At 40.5% G+C, this 20,043-nt stretch carries 18 protein-coding genes and 1 other RNA gene; 14 read left to right on the top strand and 5 right to left on the bottom strand.

The window, feature by feature from the left end:
- A partial coding sequence (locus tag GKR71_RS07580) for a YajG family lipoprotein (RefSeq protein WP_154634097.1) occupies positions 1–494 on the bottom strand: 494 nt, incomplete at its 3' end.
- 263 nt (positions 495–757) lie between these two features.
- On the opposite strand from GKR71_RS07580, the gene bolA reads away from it, so the two are divergent.
- The 9 genes from bolA to GKR71_RS07625 all read left to right on the top strand — a co-directional run bounded on the left by bolA (position 758) and on the right by GKR71_RS07625 (position 11,671).
- Complete coding sequence (gene bolA, locus GKR71_RS07585; RefSeq protein ID WP_036953906.1) at positions 758–1,096, top strand: transcriptional regulator BolA; 339 nt, start codon at positions 758–760, stop codon at positions 1,094–1,096.
- A gap of 339 nt (positions 1,097–1,435) precedes the next feature.
- Positions 1,436–2,740 carry a trigger factor gene (tig, locus tag GKR71_RS07590; RefSeq protein WP_036953907.1) on the top strand — a complete coding sequence of 435 codons (1,305 nt, stop codon included), beginning with the start codon at positions 1,436–1,438 and terminating at the stop codon, positions 2,738–2,740.
- Between the two features lie 518 nt (positions 2,741–3,258).
- Positions 3,259–3,879 (top strand): ATP-dependent Clp endopeptidase proteolytic subunit ClpP, encoded by a 621-nt coding sequence (gene clpP / locus GKR71_RS07595; protein ID WP_006657219.1) that lies wholly within the window; start codon positions 3,259–3,261, stop codon positions 3,877–3,879.
- A gap of 117 nt (positions 3,880–3,996) precedes the next feature.
- Entirely contained in the window at positions 3,997–5,274 is a 1,278-nt protein-coding gene (gene clpX / locus GKR71_RS07600; protein WP_006657220.1) for an ATP-dependent protease ATP-binding subunit ClpX, read from the top strand.
- A 233-nt stretch (positions 5,275–5,507) separates the two neighbouring features.
- Positions 5,508–7,937 carry an endopeptidase La gene (gene lon, locus GKR71_RS07605; protein ID WP_036953910.1) on the top strand — a complete coding sequence of 810 codons (2,430 nt, stop codon included), beginning with the start codon at positions 5,508–5,510 and terminating at the stop codon, positions 7,935–7,937.
- Between the two features lie 238 nt (positions 7,938–8,175).
- A complete protein-coding gene (gene hupB, locus GKR71_RS07610) occupies positions 8,176–8,451 on the top strand; it encodes a nucleoid-associated protein HU-beta (RefSeq protein ID WP_006662768.1) in 276 nt (91 codons plus the stop codon).
- 173 nt (positions 8,452–8,624) lie between these two features.
- Positions 8,625–10,493 (top strand): peptidylprolyl isomerase, encoded by a 1,869-nt coding sequence (gene ppiD / locus GKR71_RS07615; protein WP_154634098.1) that lies wholly within the window; start codon positions 8,625–8,627, stop codon positions 10,491–10,493.
- A gap of 163 nt (positions 10,494–10,656) precedes the next feature.
- Positions 10,657–11,028 carry a ComEA family DNA-binding protein gene (locus GKR71_RS07620; RefSeq protein ID WP_036953919.1) on the top strand — a complete coding sequence of 124 codons (372 nt, stop codon included), beginning with the start codon at positions 10,657–10,659 and terminating at the stop codon, positions 11,026–11,028.
- Positions 11,029–11,242: 214 nt separating this feature from the next.
- Positions 11,243–11,671: an acyl-CoA thioesterase gene (locus GKR71_RS07625; protein ID WP_036953922.1), complete on the top strand. Its 429-nt coding sequence runs from the start codon at positions 11,243–11,245 to the stop codon at positions 11,669–11,671.
- A gap of 54 nt (positions 11,672–11,725) precedes the next feature.
- Here GKR71_RS07625 and queC read toward each other — a convergent pair whose 3' ends face one another.
- Positions 11,726–12,427 (bottom strand): 7-cyano-7-deazaguanine synthase QueC, encoded by a 702-nt coding sequence (queC, locus tag GKR71_RS07630; RefSeq protein ID WP_036953925.1) that lies wholly within the window; start codon positions 12,425–12,427, stop codon positions 11,726–11,728.
- A gap of 229 nt (positions 12,428–12,656) precedes the next feature.
- Here queC and GKR71_RS07635 point away from each other — a divergent pair, with 229 nt between their 5' ends.
- The 3 genes from GKR71_RS07635 (at position 12,657) to GKR71_RS07645 (ending at position 16,729) form a co-directional block, all read left to right on the top strand.
- Positions 12,657–13,118 (top strand): Lrp/AsnC family transcriptional regulator, encoded by a 462-nt coding sequence (locus tag GKR71_RS07635; RefSeq protein WP_036953928.1) that lies wholly within the window; start codon positions 12,657–12,659, stop codon positions 13,116–13,118.
- 84 nt (positions 13,119–13,202) lie between these two features.
- Positions 13,203–14,948: a SmdA family multidrug ABC transporter permease/ATP-binding protein gene (locus tag GKR71_RS07640; protein WP_230085041.1), complete on the top strand. Its 1,746-nt coding sequence runs from the start codon at positions 13,203–13,205 to the stop codon at positions 14,946–14,948.
- The gene (locus tag GKR71_RS07645; RefSeq protein WP_036953934.1) at positions 14,945–16,729 is read left to right on the top strand and encodes a SmdB family multidrug efflux ABC transporter permease/ATP-binding protein; all 1,785 of its coding nucleotides are present in this window, start codon (positions 14,945–14,947) and stop codon (positions 16,727–16,729) included. The genes GKR71_RS07640 and GKR71_RS07645 overlap by 4 nt, the downstream gene beginning before the upstream one ends.
- Positions 16,730–16,886: 157 nt before the next feature.
- On the opposite strand, the gene tesB is transcribed toward GKR71_RS07645, so the two are convergent.
- Positions 16,887–17,753: an acyl-CoA thioesterase II gene (gene tesB / locus GKR71_RS07650; RefSeq protein WP_036953936.1), complete on the bottom strand. Its 867-nt coding sequence runs from the start codon at positions 17,751–17,753 to the stop codon at positions 16,887–16,889.
- Between the two features lie 238 nt (positions 17,754–17,991).
- Here tesB and GKR71_RS07655 point away from each other — a divergent pair, with 238 nt between their 5' ends.
- Together GKR71_RS07655 and ffs are read left to right on the top strand one after the other, a co-directional pair.
- Entirely contained in the window at positions 17,992–18,450 is a 459-nt protein-coding gene (locus GKR71_RS07655; protein ID WP_036953939.1) for a YbaY family lipoprotein, read from the top strand.
- Between the two features lie 180 nt (positions 18,451–18,630).
- Positions 18,631–18,727, top strand: an RNA gene (gene ffs / locus GKR71_RS07660) — signal recognition particle sRNA small type.
- A gap of 369 nt (positions 18,728–19,096) precedes the next feature.
- Here ffs and GKR71_RS07665 read toward each other — a convergent pair.
- Both GKR71_RS07665 and tomB read right to left on the bottom strand, forming a co-directional pair.
- Positions 19,097–19,300, bottom strand: a complete 204-nt coding sequence (locus GKR71_RS07665; protein ID WP_004905417.1) for an HHA domain-containing protein — start codon at positions 19,298–19,300, stop codon at positions 19,097–19,099.
- A 72-nt stretch (positions 19,301–19,372) separates the two neighbouring features.
- Positions 19,373–19,741 carry an Hha toxicity modulator TomB gene (gene tomB, locus GKR71_RS07670; RefSeq protein WP_036953942.1) on the bottom strand — a complete coding sequence of 123 codons (369 nt, stop codon included), beginning with the start codon at positions 19,739–19,741 and terminating at the stop codon, positions 19,373–19,375.
- Positions 19,742–20,043 lie beyond the last annotated feature (302 nt).

Raw genomic sequence — 20,043 nt, forward strand, 5'->3', positions numbered from 1 at the left:
GCCGCAGCAATTTTTTCATTGGTTGCGCCTAATGCCCCTTGGGTATTGTAATTACGGCTATAAGTCCGGCTCTTAGTTGAGCCATTTGGTGCGGTAGCATTAACGACAACGCTGGAATTAACCGTAATATTATGGCGTAAACTTCCTTCGCTCACTTGCGTGTTCAACTTGTTTAATTGAACCACTAAGTTGATATTGGCGGGAGATGTCACCATGAAACCACGAGCAGCCATTTGCTTTTCTACGGCTTCTTGCATTAGATAACGCGGATCGCGAGAGGGATTTAGCACCTCTAAAGTACCGTTTCGGTTAATTTCAGCTAATGCGCGATTTGTACGGTTATCAACGCTACTCACGCTAATTGAAGTCGCATTGAGCGTCGGGTTTTTGGCTGGTAATGCAATTTTAGGTTCGAGGGGCAGCGTATTAGACGGTGCAGTACAGCCCGCTAATAAAAATAACGCAAAAAGTGGAAAACACAGTTTTCTTAACATAATTCTTCCCAGTTCATCTTTCCTAATTGAAAATGTTCCGTTATGGTTCGGGGTGCAACAACTCACACTATTAGACAACAGTTTGAGAAAAAATTCGCGTAAATGTGCAGTCGATGAACATTTTGCATACCCGGACCATAGTTTCAACAATGTAGATGCTATTATCCGCTATTTCTATAATAAGAAGATAGTTACCAACAGCGTGATTAGGGGATTTTTTTTCAGATGTGCTTTAGCGTTTTTTAATTAATTTAGGAGTCTCTATGGACGCCAATATGCCACAAACTATGCAGTCTCGCGTGAGTGAAAAGCTACAGTCTGCATTTGAACCTGAACATATGGAGGTGATTAATGAAAGTCATCAGCATAATGTGTTACCCGGTTCAGAGAGCCATTTCAAAGTGGTTTTAGTCAGTGATAAATTTGAAAACAAACGTATGATTGGTCGTCACCGTGAAATTTATGCTATTTTGGCTGACGAGCTTGCAGGTGAGATTCATGCTTTAGCCTTACACACTTATACTCCAAAAGAGTGGAATGAATTAGCGAGTACTGCGCTAAAATCACCTGCTTGTCGTGGTGTTGGTGGTGTGAATCGCTAATCAAACGTCTTGATGACATACGAATACCAATAGTGTGTTTATCGAGTGGCTGTAAGTGAGCGTTTTTTCCTCAATTCGAGAGAGGAAAATGAATTTTTAGTCAGAAAAGTCACAAATAAAGAGGAATAATCGCTTCTTTTATCGGCTTTTCTCGACTCAGGGCGCATGCATCGGTATAATGCTGCGTCTAATTTTCAGTAAGGTTTCGGGACGCTTCTGATATCAGGGATGACCGTTATGAAAGTAACGCCCCCGGTTCTGGAAGGGAGATTGCCATTATGATTTAATGGCATAACTCTGGAGTAGACCGATCACTAAGATTTATTTTGAGGTAAGAAGATGCAAGTTTCTGTTGAAACGACTCAAGGCCTTGGGCGTCGTGTAACAATCACCGTTCCTGCCACTGATATTGAAAAAGCGCTGAATAGCGAGCTGGTTAACGTTGCTAAGAAAGTCCGTGTTGATGGTTTCCGTAAAGGGAAAGTACCAATGCACATCGTTAAACAACGTTACGGTGCGTCTGTAATGCAAGACGTTCTGGGCGATGTTATGCAACGTAACTTTATCAATGCAATCATTGAACAAAAAATCAACCCAGCTGGCGCGCCAAGCTACAAGCCAGAAATGTTCGAAGACGGTAAAGACTTCGTTTACGCGGTTGAGTTCGAAGTGTACCCAGAAATCGAATTAAAAGGTTTTGAAACTATCGAAGTTGAAAAACCAGCTGTAACCGTGAAAGACGAAGATCTCAACGACATGCTGGAAACTCTGCGTAAGCAACAAGCACAGTGGAAAGAAGTTGAAGATGCAGCAGCAGCTGATTCACGTATCACTATTAACTTCACAGGTTCTATCGACGGTGAAGAATTCGAAGGTGGTAAAGCTGAAGACTTCGCACTGGTTATGGGCGAAGGCCGTATGATCCCAGGTTTCGAAGAAGGCGTTGTTGGTCATAAAGCTGGTGAAGAATTTGATATCGAAGTTAACTTCCCAGAAGATTACCATGCAGAAAACCTGAAAGGTAAAGCAGCTAAGTTTGCTATCGTTCTGAAGAAAGTTGAACAGCGTGAATTGCCAGAATTTACTGAAGAGTTCGTTAAGCGTTTCGGTATTGCTGACGGTTCAGTAGAAGGTCTGCGTGCAGAAGTTCGTAAAAACATGGAACGTGAGCTGAAAAATGCAGTTCGTAACCGTGTTAAAGCGCAAGTTCTGGAAGGTCTGGTTAACGCAAACGAAATCGAAGTCCCAGCAGCAGTTGTTGATGGTGAAATCGATGTTCTGCGTCGTCAAGCTGCACAGCGTTTTGGTGGCAACGAAAAACAAGCGATGGAATTACCACGTGAACTGTTCGAAGAACAAGCTAAACGTCGTGTAATTGTTGGTCTGCTGTTAGGCGAAGTTATCCGTACTAACGAGCTGAAAGCTGACGAAGATCGCGTTAAAGCGCTGATCGAAGACATGGCTTCTGCTTACGAAGATCCATCAGAAGTTATCGAATACTACAGCAAAAATGAAGAGCTGATGAACAGTGTTCGTAACTTAGCGTTAGAAGAGCAAGCTGTAGAAACTATTCTGGCAGCGGCTAAAGTAACTGAAAAAGAAACTAACTTCACTGAGCTGATGAACCAAGTTCAAGCTGGTTAATTTTTCTTTTTAGCAGTACTCTTCTTTTTAGAAGTACAAAGCAAAACCCGTGGTGTTTCACTGCGGGTTTTTTGTCAATTAGCGTCGTAATATTTAGACTTTGTGCAAATCATCTTGAAAATTACATTTAAACCCTAATTATAATAAGAGTCATCAAGATATCGTTCGCTAGATGATGATGGGATTTTTGTGTGGAACACATTTTTCGACAGTATAAAACCGTGTAACTAGATAGACTTGTGTTAAACTCTTTAGCAGAGCGTCTTGCCTATCGCAGTGTTTTCAACAGTATTCTGGCTTAATTCTTTAGCGACTTTTTAACCAAGATTTAAAAAAGTGACTAAAATAATGAAGTAAGCGAAGAGTATAAACAGGCAGACACAACTAACTTAGAAAGAGTGTTTTTTAGAAATATTGTTTTTTAGAAATATTGTTTGTAGCACGATCCCTGCCCAAAATGGCGGACAGACAGCAAATTAGGCGCAAGCACCAGAAAAAGTTTTTAATAGGAGATTTCGATGTCACATTTTGGCGGTCAGGAGCAGTTAGCATCCCAAATGGCACTTGTGCCAATGGTTATCGAGCAAACCTCTCGAGGTGAGCGCTCATATGATATTTATTCACGTCTCTTAAAAGAACGTATTATCTTCCTGACTGGTCAGGTGGAAGATCATATGGCGAACTTAATTGTCGCTCAAATGCTATTTCTTGAAGCAGAAAACCCAGAAAAAGATATTCAACTTTATATTAACTCACCAGGCGGCGTGATTACTGCAGGGATGTCAATTTACGACACCATGCAATTTATCAAACCTGATGTGAGCACTATCTGTATGGGACAAGCGTGCTCAATGGGTGCGTTTTTATTAACCGCAGGTACAAAAGGTAAACGTTTCTGCTTACCAAACTCTCGCGTCATGATCCACCAACCGTTAGGTGGCTATCAAGGACAAGCGACAGACATTGAAATTCACGCTCAAGAAATCTTGAAAGTGAAATCGCGCATGAATGAATTGATGGCCCAACATACAGGGAAATCCATCGAAGAAATTAGTCGTGACACAGAGCGTGACCGTTTCTTATCAGCAAATGAAGCTAAAGAATATGGTCTGGTTGATCATATTTATACCAGCCGTTAATTTGCGAATATTTTGATATAATTAATTTATATCCTAAAGTTTTTGAAAATTTGTTGCCTTGTTTTACTACGAAAATTAGATAAAACAAGGCATTATAAATATAAGTGAGGTCTACTGATGACAGATAAACGCAAAGAGGGAGCAGGTAAATTACTGTACTGTTCTTTCTGCGGAAAAAGTCAGCATGAAGTGCGTAAGCTGATTGCCGGTCCGTCAGTCTATATTTGTGATGAATGCGTGGATTTATGCCTCGACATCATCCGTGAAGAGATCAAAGAACTGGCTCCGCATCGCGAGCGTAGTGAATTACCAACTCCCCACGAAATCAGACAGCATCTTGACGACTACGTTATTGGTCAAGAAAAAGCGAAAAAAGTGTTAGCGGTCGCTGTTTATAACCACTACAAACGTCTACGTAATGGCGATAAAACCAGCGATGGTGTTGAATTAGGCAAAAGTAACATTCTGCTCATTGGTCCGACGGGTAGTGGTAAAACGTTATTAGCAGAAACGTTAGCTCGCTATTTAGATGTGCCATTCACTATGGCGGATGCGACCACATTAACTGAAGCGGGTTACGTGGGTGAAGATGTTGAGAATATCATCCAGAAGCTGCTACAAAAATGCGACTATGATGTTGAAAAAGCTCAACGTGGTATCGTCTATATCGATGAAATTGATAAAATTTCTCGTAAATCCGATAACCCATCCATCACGCGTGACGTATCAGGTGAAGGGGTGCAGCAAGCATTACTGAAACTGATTGAAGGCACTGTAGCCGCGGTTCCGCCACAAGGCGGTCGTAAGCATCCGCAACAAGAGTTTTTACAGGTAGATACTTCGAAAATTCTGTTTATCTGTGGCGGTGCATTTGCCGGGTTGGATAAAGTTATTGGTCAACGTCTGAATACTCGTTCAGGTATTGGTTTTGCGGCGCAAGTTAAAGGTGAATCTGAGAAGGCAACAGAAGGTGAGTTACTCACTCAAGCGGAGCCTGAAGATCTCATTAAATTTGGTTTGATTCCTGAGTTTATCGGTCGTCTACCCGTGGTTGCCACTTTGACTGAGCTGAGTGAAGAAGCTCTGATTCAGATCTTAAAAGAGCCGAAAAACGCATTGACTAAACAGTATCAAGCTCTGTTTAACCTCGAAGGCACTGAATTAGAGTTTCGAGAAGAAGCATTAACGGCGATAGCGAAAAAAGCAATGGCGCGTAAAACAGGTGCTCGTGGCTTACGTTCAATCGTCGAAGCTGCTCTACTTAATACCATGTATGATCTACCTTCAATGAGTGATGTTGAGAAAGTCGTTGTAGATGAAAATGTGATTAATGAACAGTCAGAACCTCTGTTAATCTACAGCAAACCGGATGCCCAAGCTTCTGGCGATAATTAACTTCTCGTCTGTGTTCAATAAATAATCAATCAAAATGAGGGGTAACCCTCATTTTGTTTTTTATGCTTAACTAACCATTGAATGCTAAAATCTTGTCCCCATATAGTTTATATTCTTAGTTGTGGTTTCCTTATTTTGAAAGAGCACTGTTTATATCGCAGTGTTTTACAAGAATTTTTTCTGTTATAAGCAGAAACCCTTAACTGGCGTGTGCTAAACGAAGAGAGAGCTTTATGAATCCAGAGCGTTCCGAACGCATTGAAATACCAGTATTGCCTCTGCGTGATGTAGTGGTGTACCCACATATGGTGATCCCACTGTTTGTTGGACGTGAAAAATCCATTCACAGTCTGGAAGCAGCAATGGATCATGATAAGCAAGTGATGCTGGTTGCGCAAAAAGAAGCCTCAACCGATGAACCTGGGGTGAATGATTTATTTACTGTTGGGACAATTGCATCTGTGATCCAGATGCTGAAACTACCTGACGGTACCGTTAAAGTGCTAGTTGAAGGCCTACGTCGTGCTCGTATTACTAGCCTGACTGATAACGGGGAGTATTTCTTAGCGCAAGCTGAATATCTCGCGAACGATAGTGTGAAAGCGGCTATCTATGATGACGCATCAAAAGCGCCTAGCACTACCGAATTGGTTGACGAAAAAGAGCAAGAAGTATTATATCGTACGATTGTTAGTCAGTTCGAAAGTTACATTAAACTGAACAAAAAAATTCCACCTGAAGTTCTGACTTCACTGCATGCGATTGAGCAAGACCAGCTAGATAAACTGGCTGATACGATTGCTTCACACATGCCGTTAAAACTGGCAGACAAACAGCGCGTTTTAGAAATGGCAAACATTGCTGAGCGTGTTGAGTTCCTCATGGCAATGATGGAATCAGAAACTGAACTACTGCAAGTTGAAAAACGCATTCGTAACCGCGTGAAAAAACAGATGGAAAAAAGCCAGCGCGAGTACTATTTGAATGAGCAAATGAAAGCGATTCAAAAAGAACTTGGCGAAATGGATGATGCTCCAGATGAAAACGAATCGCTGAAACGCAAAATCGAAGAAGCGAAAATGCCAAAAGAGGCACAAGAAAAAGCCGAAGCTGAATTGCAGAAGCTGAAAATGATGTCTCCAATGTCTGCTGAAGCGACGGTGGTTCGTAGCTACATTGATTGGATGGTTCAGGTTCCATGGCATAAGCGTAGCAAAGTCAAAAAAGACTTAGTGAAAGCGCAAGAAGTGCTCGATACAGATCACTATGGCTTAGAGCGCGTTAAAGACCGTATCCTTGAATACCTCGCGGTTCAAAGCCGTGTTAGTAAAATCAAAGGACCAATCTTATGCTTAGTCGGACCTCCAGGGGTTGGTAAAACGTCTCTGGGGCAATCTATCGCTAAAGCAACAGGGCGTGAATATACCCGTATGGCTCTGGGTGGGGTTCGTGACGAAGCGGAAATCCGTGGTCACCGTCGTACTTATATTGGTTCAATGCCGGGTAAACTTATCCAGAAAATGGCGAAAGTAGGGGTTAAAAACCCACTATTTTTACTGGATGAAATCGATAAAATGTCTTCAGACATGCGTGGAGATCCTGCATCAGCACTGTTAGAAGTGTTAGATCCAGAACAAAACGTTGCATTCAACGACCATTATTTGGAAGTTGATTATGACCTGTCTGACGTGATGTTTGTGGCAACATCGAACTCGATGAATATCCCTGCACCATTATTAGACCGTATGGAAGTGATCCGTCTGTCTGGTTATACCGAAGACGAAAAACTGAATATTGCTAAGAGACATTTACTATCTAAGCAAATTGAGCGTAATGCCTTGAAAAAAGGCGAGTTATCTATCGATGATGGCGCAATTATGAGCATCATTCGTTACTATACTCGTGAAGCTGGCGTGCGTGGATTAGAACGTGAAATTTCTAAACTGTGCCGTAAAGCTGTTAAAGCATTGCTGATGGATAAAAAACTGAAGCATATTGAGATCACTGCAGATAATCTGAAGGATTACTTAGGTGTTCGTCGCTTTGATTACGGTCATGCTGATACCGAAAACCGAGTAGGGCAAGTGACTGGTTTAGCATGGACAGAAGTTGGTGGTGACTTACTTACCATTGAGACAGCCTGTGTACCGGGCAAAGGTAAGTTAACTTACACCGGTTCTCTGGGTGAAGTGATGCAAGAATCAATTCAAACAGCGCTGACAGTGGTACGTGCTCGTGCAGAAAAACTGGGTATTAACGGTGACTTCTATGAAAAACGTGATATTCACGTTCACGTACCAGAAGGCGCAACACCGAAAGATGGTCCAAGTGCGGGTATCGCAATGTCAACGGCACTGGTTTCTTGCTTAACGGGTAACCCTGTAAAAGCGGATGTGGCGATGACCGGTGAAATCACGTTACGCGGTTTAGTATTACCAATTGGTGGGCTGAAAGAAAAATTACTGGCAGCTCATCGTGGTGGTATTAAAACGGTTCTTATCCCTGATGATAACAAACGTGATTTAGAAGAAATTCCTCAGAATGTGATTGCTGATTTGCAAATCCATCCTGTTAAGACAATTGAAGAAGTCCTCTCATTAGCATTAGTCAATCCTCCTTTTGGGGCTGAAGTGGTCCAAAAGAAAGCTAAAAGAGTGAGCTGAATCAAGAAGCTTGTATAAAATTAAGGCTGACAGCTAATTTAGGGCTTGTCAGCCTTTTTTTTCGTGGTTACTTTAGCGAAGATTCTGATAATGGTTAGCGTGCTATCTGTTTTCTTGCCATTAATATTCAGGATTGATATAACGGCTGCATCATTAATTAACTATACTTAGTAATGTTAACTATACTGTAGTTGGTTAATTAACCGATAAAGTCAAAACTAATATGGGGATGATAATAGTGAATAAGTCTCAACTGATTGAAAAAATCGCTGCAGAAGCGAACATTTCTAAAGCCGCAGCAGGTCGCGTAGTCGATGCTTTCGTTGCTTCTGTAACGACTTCTCTGAGCAAGGGTGATGATGTTACTTTAGTTGGTTTTGGTACTTTTAATGTACGTCAACGCGCAGCACGTACAGGTCGTAACCCGCAGACAGGTAAAGAAATTAAAATCGCTGCGGCAAAAGTTCCTGCATTCCGTGCAGGCAAAGGTCTTAAAGACGCTGTTAACGGTTAATTGAGTTTAGTTTCGTCTTTCACGCATTTTTGCGAAAACTCAAACTGACGTAATGTCTTTAATCAGCTAATATATAAGCGCGCCATGGAAATGGTGCGCTTTTTTTTCTATCTGAGTTAAAATTAGCGTAATATTAAGAAATTCAACAAAGCAAAGCGGAGTTAAGCCTTTTTATGATGGAAGATCTACGCACGAAGGCGAACAGTCCTTTTATTAAAGTGTTGTTAGCTATTATTATCTTGTCATTCGTGCTGACAGGTGTTGCTGGCTATGTGATTGGTGGCTCAAGTAATAATGCTGCTGAAGTCAATGGACAGCCAATAAGCAAGGAACAATTACAGCAAGCTTTCCAGCAAGAGCGCCAGTCATTACAAGAATACTTAGGAGATAAATTCTCTGAAGTTGCAAGTAATGACAACTACATGAAAGAGCTGCGTACCCAAGCTTTGAATAACTTAATCAATAATCAATTGATTAACCAATACGCTAATGAATTACAACTCTCTGCTAGCGACCAACAAATTGAGCAAGCTATTTTTGCTATGCAAGTTTTCCAAACAAATGGAAATTTTGATAGTGAAAAATATCGCGAGATTTTAAAACGTTACAATATTAATGCAGATGATTTTGCGGCACAAATTCGCCAAGATTTAGTTCGTGCGCAATTAGGTAAATCGTTCACCGGAACAGAATTTGCACTGCCTTCAGAAGTCAAAGCGTATGCGGAACTGTTTATGCAAGAGCGTGAAGTCCGTACGGCAAGCTTGTCGTTAGCTGCGCTAGAAGCTAAACAAACCGTTTCTGAAGATGAATTAAAAGCGTATTACGCGGCAAATCAAAACAGTTTCATTTCACCTGAACAAGTTCAAGTAAGCTATGTCGAAATGGATGCGGCATCTATGCCAAAAGCATCTGTGACGGCTGAAGAAGTGAAAGCTTACTACGATGAAAATCTGAAGAATTTTACTAAAGCGGAACAAAAGCTGTATAGCATGATTCAAGTCGCATCAGAAAAAGATGCACAAGCTTTAGAAGCCGAGCTGAAAGGCGGCGCTGATTTCGCAACGTTAGCTACTGAAAAATCCACAGATAAATTCAGTGCTGGCAACAAAGGCGTGATTGGTTGGATGGAAGCAACTTCTACACCAAGCGAAATCATCAGTGCGAATTTAACCGAGAAAGGTCAAATTTCTGCACCGATCAAAGTCCAAGATAATTATGTCTTATTCCGTTTGGATGATGTTAAGCCAGAAGCAATTAAGCCTTTTGATGACGTTAAATCAAGTATTGAAACTAGTTTAGTTCAAGATAAAAGCGTCAAACAGTTTTACGATTTACAACAGAAAGTGAGTGAAGCTGCGACGAATGACAATGAATCATTAGCATCAGTTGAAAGCATTTCTGGCTTGAAAGTTGTGACTACTGGCTGGTTTGATCGCCAAAACCCACCGACACAACTGAATTTCCCGAAAGTCGTTAACGAAGTATTCAGCGACCGTTTAGTCGATAAAAAAGGTACAACAGGTATCAACTCTGACGTGATCAACGTTGAAGGGGATCGTGCATTTGTTCTGCGTGTGACTGATTATAAAGCGGAATCAACAGAGCCATTCGAAACAGTAAAAGCGGATATTGAAGCATTAGTTAAGCGTCAGAAAGCGTCTGCACAATTAAAAGCGAATGGTGAGAAATTACTGGCAGAGTTACAAGCTGGTAAAGGTGATGAAGCATTGAAAGCTGCAGACACCCAATTTGGCGCTGTTCAAACAGTTTCATTCCTTGCACCTGCAACGGATGTGACGGGCGTTGCGATGAAAATGACACCGCCAACTGACGGTAAACCAACTTACGCAATCGCTTATGACCAAAAAGATAATCTACTAATTGTTCAATTAGATAAAGTGACTTTAGGTCAGCCAACAGCTGAAGAATTGAGCCAGCTATCTAACGAATATCGTGGTGCAATGAGCTCAGCGGTGAATGAAGCGTTAATGCTGAATTTACGCGCGAACGCAAAAATTGAAGTGCAAAGCTTAGAATAAGTTATTTGCATGGAATAATTGCGAAGCGCTTCGCAACTAAAATTGTAATATCTGTAATAGAAGGCCACCCAATGGGTGGCCTTTCGCATTGTATAAACTGAAGAAAAGTTTTTGAAAAAATTCTCTGGCATTGTGATGTTTCAACACACATAGGAGAACAATGATGAAATGGAATAAAAGCATTAAACAAGGATTAGGGACAGTGTTAATGGTAGCAATGTTATGCCCTTTATCTGCATTTGCAGTGGTTAAAAAAGCAGAAACTGAAAAACCAGCCACGGCGATAGTGCAACCTCAAAATAGTGATGAAGTAAAAAACGTGGCGAGTTTAACATCTCCAGACCAAGTGAATATTAATCAAGCCACTGCTGAAGAATTAGCGAGAAAACTCAATGGAATTGGTAAACAGAAAGCTCAGGCTATTGTTGAATACCGAGAAAAATATGGCGCTTTTAATACAGTTGAAAATATCCTTGAAGTACAGGGAATTGGACCTGCATTTTTAGAGAAAAATCGTAATAAACTTGTCCTATAAGCAAAAACAGCCCACTTTCAGCGTGGGCTATTTTTTTAGAAAATGGAAAGTAGCGTTATGAGATTAAAAATAAATTATGGGTAATATTTGTGCTATTAAATTTGATTTAAGCATGAATATGAGAGCTAAGTCTGATTAGTGATATTTTTTAAGCAGCCCTTTCAAATATTTGTTATTTTTATGTTATCAAATAATTTAACTGGTCGGAGTAGTTATGGCGATACACATAAAAGTGCTCGGTTATCACATTGATGTCTTTCAGCATGTCAATAATGCTCGGTACTTAGAGTTCTATGAAGCGGATAGATGGGATTGGATGGGAAAAGCTAATCTTATTGAATGGGCTATTCAGCATAGAATCGTGATGGCGGCAGTGAATATTAATGTTAACTATTTCCAAGCCGTTGGGTTGGGCGATGAGCTAACCGTCATTTCACGAATGGATAAAATCGGAGTGAAGAGTGCAGTCTGTTACCAACAAATTATTCGCCATCGTAATGGTGTTGATGAAGTGGTATCTGATGCGTACGTCACGTTTGTCTTCATTGATGGTAAAGTCAATAAAGCCATGGTGATCGAGGATGAACTCCGAGAAAAAATTGAGTCACTGAAAAATAAAACAGATGCTTTTATCGAAGTATAGGCAAATTAGGAGTATAGCCAACCAGTAAATATTCACTAAGGTTGGCTTTTAGAATTACTTCGTTGCGTTGAGTTGTTTGAGTAATGAATCCATAACGGCTTGTTGATTATTGAGATAATAATTCAAGCCTTTGCTACGTAAATGGCATGCGGCACACTCGGAACAGCCATCACCTGGAATACCATTGTAGCAAGTGAGAGTTTGAGTGCGGATAGTCTCAAGGTGCCCATAGTAGTCAGCAAGAGCCCATGTTTGTGCTTTGTCTAACCACATAAGTGGTGTTTCGAAACGAATATCTTTTGCTAGTCCTAGGCTAACCGCATGATTGAGCGCTTTGACAAACTCATCACGACAATCAGGGTAACCTGAAAAGTCAGTTTCACAGACACCGGTGATCACCGCTTCAGCTTGTACTTGGTAAGCATAGATAGCAGCGAGTGTTAGGAATAGAATATTACGCCCGGGTACAAAAGTACTTGGTAACCCGCTGGCTTCGCTTTCTTCATAGTCAGGAACTGGAATGTTATCACGGGTTAAACTACTAACCGCTAGCTCATTGAGCAAGGTAACATCGAGAACTTTATGCGCTTTTGCGCCTAATTGTAGGCTAAGCTTTTGCGCAATGTCGATTTCTAAGCGGTGGCGCTGACCATAATCAAAGGTGACACAATGAACCTCATCATAATGTTTGAGTGCTTGAATTAGGCAGGTTGTTGAATCTTGTCCTCCGCTGAAGACAACAACAGCACGTTTCATGAGTCTCTCCTAAGATTAAATAATGAGAATATTAATTTAGATCTATGTTAACGAGCCAAGAGGGGAATGAACAGTCTGTTTTTGTACCTTCAACCTCTAAAATAAGCAATTTATGCTATATTTCGGTTATTCATGCAAAGTTATTCTACAATACTAGCAATTCGTAACAGCTTTATTATTTCATCATGATAGAATTTTGCGGATAACAGGATTCGCTTAGGGGCTAAACATGCTGGATAAAATAGATAAAAAACTACTTTGCTTATTACAAAATGACAGCAGCCTATCATTAAACTCATTAGCAGAAGCCGTCAATTTAACCTCGACACCATGCTGGAAGCGACTTAAAAGGCTAGAGGACGAAGGATATATTCGAGGACGAGTCACGCTATTAGATGGCGAAAAGCTGGGATTGGGGCTGACGGTGATTGTCATGATTAAAACCCAACAACATAATAGCGAATGGTATGCGCAATTTGTTTCATTTGTGGAAAAATTACCAGAGGTTTTAGTGTTTTATCGCATGGCTGGTGAATATGACTATCTGATGCAAGTCGAAGTTCATGATATGAAATCCTATGATCTATTTTATAAGAAATTGGTTAATGGCGTTCATGGCTTAATTGATGTAACCTCCAGTTTTGCAATGGAAAAAATAAAATATACAACCGTTTTGCCAATCCCTGACTAATCCAAAAGTCATATATTAGCCCAAGAGCGCAGAGCTCCTAATAATAGAGCAAGCAGTCACTAACATCATTCAAGGCAGTAATACGTGCGATTATTTTCACAATTACGTTGGTATTTTATAAGCGAATGGCGTCGCTATGTTGGCGCTATTTGTTTTCTTGTGGTCATTGCTATTTTACAAATGATCCCACCACGCTTTGTTGGTGTGATAGTGGATGGTATTAGCAAAGGGTCGATGACTAATCAACAACTTGTGACGTATGTATTATCCATGCTCGGAATTGCTTTAACAGTTTATGGGTTGCGCTATGTTTGGCGTTTATGGCTATTTGGTGCTTCTTACAAATTGGCTGTCCGACTAAGACAACAAATTTATCAGCAGCTTAGCTTACAAAATCAGCCATTTTATTTGAAATATCGCACAGGAGATCTTATCGCACGTACCACGAATGATGTGGATCGTGTGGTATTTGCCGCAGGTGAAGGCGTTTTAACTCTCGTTGACTCTCTGGTGATGGGATGTGCCGTCCTTATTATGATGAGCATCGAAATAAGTTGGCAGCTAACACTCCTTGCCTTGATTCCTATGCCTATTATGGCACTGGTCATTAAGCGTTATGGCGACCTGCTTCATCATCGTTTTAAACATGCTCAAGGTGCTTTTTCATCATTAAATAACCACGCACAAGAGAGCTTAACCAGTATTAGAATGATCAAAGCATTTGGCCTTGAAACGCATCAATCCAATCAGTTTGAGCAAGTTGCCACTGAAGCTGGGCGCAGGAATATGCATGTAGCGAAGATTGATGCTCGTTTTGATCCGACCATTTTTATGGCGATAGGAATGGCAAATTTGTTAGCCATCGCAGGCGGAAGCTGGATGGTGTTGAATGACACATTAACCCTCGGAGAGCTCACCAGCTTTGTCATGTATTTAGGGTTGATGATCTGGCCGATGCTTGCCCTTGCATGGATGTTTAACATTGTTGAACGAGGAAGTGCAGCATATAGCCGGATTTTAAGCTTACTTGACGAGCCATTAGTGATTAAAGATGGTAACCAAAGTTTGCTTGCGGAAAAAGGCGAGTTAAACGTCAATATCAGAACATTTTCGTATCCCGAAACCCAGCGCCATGCTTTGCATGATATCCAGTTTGATGTAAAACCTGGACGCTTCCTTGGGGTATGTGGACCAACGGGATCAGGGAAGTCGACATTAATTACTGTGTTACAACGCCATTTTGATGTGAATGAAGGTGAAATTATTTATCAAAATAAATCACTGACAGATATTCGACTCGATGAGTGGCGGGCAAGGTTATCAATAGTGAATCAATCTCCATTCCTATTTTCTGATTCGGTCGCAAACAATATCGCTCTTGGGCAGCCAAATGCAACAATGGAGCAAATAGAAGACGCGGCTCGAGTTGCTTGTGTGCATGAAGACATTTTACGTCTACCGGAAGGGTATCAAACCCAAGTGGGAGAGCGTGGTGTCATGCTGTCTGGGGGGCAAAAACAGCGAATTTCCATTGCACGGGCGATTTTACAAAATGCGGAAATCCTTATTTTGGATGATGCGCTGTCTGCCGTTGATGGGCAGACAGAGCACACCATTTTGCAGAATTTGAGTCGTTGGAGACAGGGGAGAACGTTGATTATTAGCGCCCATCGTCTATCAGCTTTGGTGGATGCCGATAATATTCTTGTTTTATGTCATGGGAGTATAGTTGCCAAAGGCACTCATAAAGTACTTTCCCAGCAATCTGGTTGGTACAGCGATATGTATCATTATCAGCAAATTGAAGCTGCTTTGGACGGTGATCTATGAACCAAAGAAAGCCGCTTTGGCCAGCATTAAAACGTTTATTATCTTACGGTAAACCTTACCGCGGTACCATGGGGATAGCGATTGCTATGCTTTGGTTGGCTGCCGCCGCAGAAGTGAGTGGGCCCTTACTGATTAGTTACTTTATTGACAATATGGTGGCTAAAAAACAGATCATTATGCCGCTAACGCTGTACATGGTGATTGGATTTATTGCGCTGCAAATCATTGCAGCACTTCTTCACTACTATCAAAAAATTCTGTTTAATCAAGCCTCTGTTGGAGTGGTGCAAAATCTACGAACTGATGTGATGAATGCGGCTCTGCGCCAGCCATTAAGTGCCTTTGATAAGCAACCCGTGGGGCAGATTATTTCTCGTGTGACCAACGACACCGAAGTGATTAAAGATTTGTTTGTCATGGTAGTACCAACAGTATTTCGCAGTTTGGCATTAATTTGTGCCATGCTAGTCGCCATGTTTTCTTTAGAGTGGCGAATGGCATCCATTGCGGTACTCATTTTTCCTGCGGTTCTGATCGTAATGTTGGTTTATCAGCGGCTTAGCACGCCAATTGTGCGCCGTGTTAGGGCGTATCTTGCAGATATTAATAATGGTTTCAATGAAGTCATTAATGGCATGACGGTTATCCAGCAATTTTTACAGCAAGCTAGATTTGGGCAAAAAATGCTGGAAGCAAGTGAAGAGCACTATCATTCCCGAATGAAAGCATTGAAATTAGATGGATTACTACTCAGGCCACTACTGAGTTTGTTCTCTGCCTGCGTATTATGTGGGTTATTATTGCTATTTGGATTTGATGGTACCAGTACTGTCGGTGTCGGGGTTCTGTATGTTTTCATTAACTATTTAGGTCGTTTAAACGAACCATTAATTGAGCTAACATCTCAGCAGTCCATGTTGCAACAAGCGGTTGTATCCGGTGAACGTGTTTTTGAATTGATGGATAGCCCACAGCAAGGTTATGGCGAAAATATTGCGCCATTACAGGGCGGAGCAATTGAGATCAAACACCTCTCTTTTGCTTATCGAGATGATAAAAAAGTCCTTGATGATATTAATTTATCCATCCCAGAACACCATTTCGTGGCACTTGTTGGGCACACGGGAAGTGGAAAAAGTACCATTGCAAACTTAATCATGGGGTATTACCCATGGCAGGAAGGGGAAATTTTACTGGATGGACGGGATTTAAATTCACTGTCCCATCAAGTATTACGAAATGGCATTGCTATGGTGCAGCAGGATCCGGTAGTACTCGCGGCTTCATTTTTTGATAACGTTGCTCTAGGACGTGATATTTCCCAAGAAAAGGTGTGGGAAGTCCTTGAAACTGTACAATTAGCTCAGCATGTCCGTGAATTGCCAGATGGATTGGATTCATTGTTAGGTGAGCAAGGAAACACTTTATCTGTTGGGCAACGACAGCTATTGGCGATGGCGCGAGTACTCGTCGTAACACCGAAAATTCTGATATTGGATGAAGCGACCGCGAATATAGATTCTGGCACTGAACAGGCTATTCAAAAGGCGCTACGTGTTATTCGTCGAAATACTACGCTGGTGGTGATAGCTCACCGCTTATCAACGATTGTGGATGCTGATCAAGTTGTTGTTCTTCATCGAGGAATGATCGTTGAGCAGGGAAATCATACTGAACTTCTTCAGCAGGAAGGTCGCTATTACCAGATGTATCAATTACAACAAGTGGGCGAGTCACTGAACTCTCGTGATGAAGCGGCAGCAGAAGCATTATTAGTTTAGTTAGTGCTTACTGACATACTTTATGTTGAATTGACGAGTTGATTAAGTTACTAAGTAAGGAAAAGCCTCACAATTAGGAATTCCTATATAGTTGAGGCTTTTCTTGTCTTAAAGTTAGTAACGACTTACTTTTTTCGGGCTGATATAAATCGGGACATTATCGAGGTTTTCTTTTACGAATGACCCCTTCTTGTACTGTTGTTGCCACTAAATCCCCTTGCTGATTATAAATTTGCCCTTTAACAAAACCACGCCCGCCAGAAGCAGAAGGGCTTTCAATGGCATAAAGTAACCATTCATCGAGGCGATAAGGGCGATGGAACCACATTGAATGGTCAATCGTTGCCACTTGTAAATCGCGTTCCATAAACCCACGTCCATGAGGCTGTAATGCTGCAGGAAGGAAATTGTAATCCGATGCGTAGCCTAACAAGTAATCATGCAACTCTGGTGTATTGGGGAGTTCTCCTTTCGCTTTAAACCAAATATAGCGAAATGGTTCTTGAGGTGCGCTATCAAACGGGCTATAGAACTGAATCGGGCGAAACTCGAAAGGATTAGGGCGCAGTGCATATTTTTTGACAGCATCGGGAAGCTGATCTGCGAAGCGTTGAATGATTTCATCTTGTGAAATCAATTGCTCTGGCGCGGGGACATCGGGCATTAGATTTTGATGGTTAAATCCATCTTCATGTTCTTGAAATGAGGCCGTCATAAAGAAGATCGGTTTACCATTTTGAATGGCACTAATACGGCGTGTACTAAAACTACCACCATCACGCAAAATTTCTACATCGTAGACAATCGGTTTTTGGCTATCACCTGGACGCAGAAAATAGCTATGAAATGAGGTTATGATGCGATCTTCGGGAGTGGTTTGTTTCGCTGCATACATCGCTTGTCCAACAACCTGTCCACCAAAAACTTGTGGTAAACCAAGATCTTCACTTTGCCCCCGAAAAATACCTTCTTCAATTTTTTCGAGTTTTATTAGGCTAATTAAGTTTTGTAATTCTGTGCTCATAGTTACCTTGAAGATGGTTAAAAAATATCAGATGTCGCTATTTTCCCATTAATCCACAGAAATAGGTAGGTAGTTTGTGTACGGATTAATTGACAATCGTTTTTGGTTACAATTTGAAATATAATTTCATTATTTAATTTGTATTAGATATAATTTTCTAAGTTTAGATAAACTCTAATATATCAAGAATAATCATATTAAAATGTCTAATTAAATCAAAATATTATAGGTAATTATAATGACATTCTATCGCTACATGATTAGTTCGTTGATACTTATTTTCTTAGTAGGGTGTGAAGGGAACAACGCCAATCCCCCTGAAAAAAGGGTAAAAGGGAAAAGTAATCGCGAAAATCAGCAAGTAGACATCGGTACGATTAGCGGAAATATCCTTATTGCTAAAAATAAAGGGTTATCTGAAAACGTGGATATTACAGTCACCATGGTAGATAACTCATTTGTTGAGTTGCCAGCGCTGATATTATCTCAAAAGCACTATACTAACTTGAACAATCAAGTGACGCTTCCGTATCAGCTGACATACCACAAAAATGAAATAAGAAACCAAGCTAAAATCACGGTTAGTGCGACGTTACACGCTGATGGAAAATTAATCTATATTACAGAATCGTCGACTGAAGTGATCAATAATGGCATGGTTGAAAATATTGATTTACTTTTGGTTCCTGCTAACTAGCGGCTGGTTCTTATTAGTAAGTGTTAATTCCTACCAATATTTATTGTTCATACCAATCTGTATTAAATAACCCTTCAGATTTTTGTGTAATAAAACAGCACTTGATCGCCACTTTCTTGCTATTTAGCTATCTATCAAGCATAATGCCCGTGCTTTGAAAGAAGCAATCAATGGGGGCTCTGTTGGTTCTCCCGCAACGCTAACTTGTTAACTAGGTCAGGTCCGGAAGGAAGCAGCCATAGCAGGGGTCGTGTGTGCCGGGATGTCGCTGGCAGGGCTCCCACCCAATATTAAGCCCTCTCTTAATCTCCATATCCCTGTTTCATCAATCAAATGTTCAGTAGAGATAATCATTGCCTTTTAGCTATGCTTTCTTGTTATTATCGTGCTTAGTTTACTATATTTTAATAATAAGAAATTGATTGCTATTCTTAATTGGTATTTACAATGGTTAAATTGATATTGAAATAGCTATTATCGCATGAAATGTTAAATTAATTGGGATTAGGGAAAGGTGAAAATAAAAGGATATAAAGAGGCTGCCAGTATTCAGTGAATACTAACTAAGATAAATAAGGAATTTTCATTGAGCCGATAAAGTATTACCGGCTATAACCATTCACTATCTATGCGTGTAAATAAGTATTTATCTAACAAACTTCCAAACAGATGCTGGGATTTTATCGTAAAGTTTATTCATAGTGAGTTCGGCAAGACGATGATCAGCTGCGGAGTAAAATAACTCTAATTCATCATCAGATAACTCATACTTATTTTTTTCAATAACGCGCTCAAGTGTTTCAATAGTGGTGCATTTTCTTAAACGCATCAGATAATCGGATTTGGTCATAACGCCCTTTCTTTATGTGTCGATAACCTAAAATGTACTATAGGATAGTGAAATTAAAGGTAAATGGTGATTCTATGTCTTACTTGTCAGGCATTTTAGATCATCATCGAGCACTGCGACAAGATTTTGATTCATACTTTCCCAGTCAATGATTTCGCTGAAAGTAATTACTGGGCTGCCAAATAAATTATATGTCTCGTCAAGATACTCTTCAACAAGAGAAATAACGAGATTTTCTTTCGGATACTTGATTTTGAATCGCCAGACAAAAGCTGCAATATGCTCAACGAGCTCATTGAGGCTGATGCTTTGTGCCGAACTAAGATCATTTACCCAATGGGTGTTTGTTTTTTGTAAACTTGATATTGCGTCTCTATTCAAACTGTTACACAGATATTTTAATTCGGCTATATCATGTTTCTTGGGTGAGTATTCATCCATAATCACCTCCATGGGCGAATCTGACTTTTACTTTGCGTATTTTTGTATCAAAAATAATGTCACATCAACTAAATATAAGCATCTGTTTTCAATATAAACAAACATGGTTAGTATATTGATAAATATAAGATTATCACTAATTGAGAGAGTTTTAGGTTGTCACTAATATAAAAGTAATATTCAAATATAAACTGATTGCTCAGATTGCTTTCGCCACATCAATAATAATAGCACTTTTATTTCATAAGTCACCACCCAATAATGACTTTTTTAAGCAGGGAATCGTAAGGGGAAACTAGGAA

The organism is Providencia sp. wls1922 (assembly GCF_009706505.1).
In the GTDB taxonomy this organism is placed as follows: domain Bacteria; phylum Pseudomonadota; class Gammaproteobacteria; order Enterobacterales; family Enterobacteriaceae; genus Providencia; species Providencia lanzhouensis.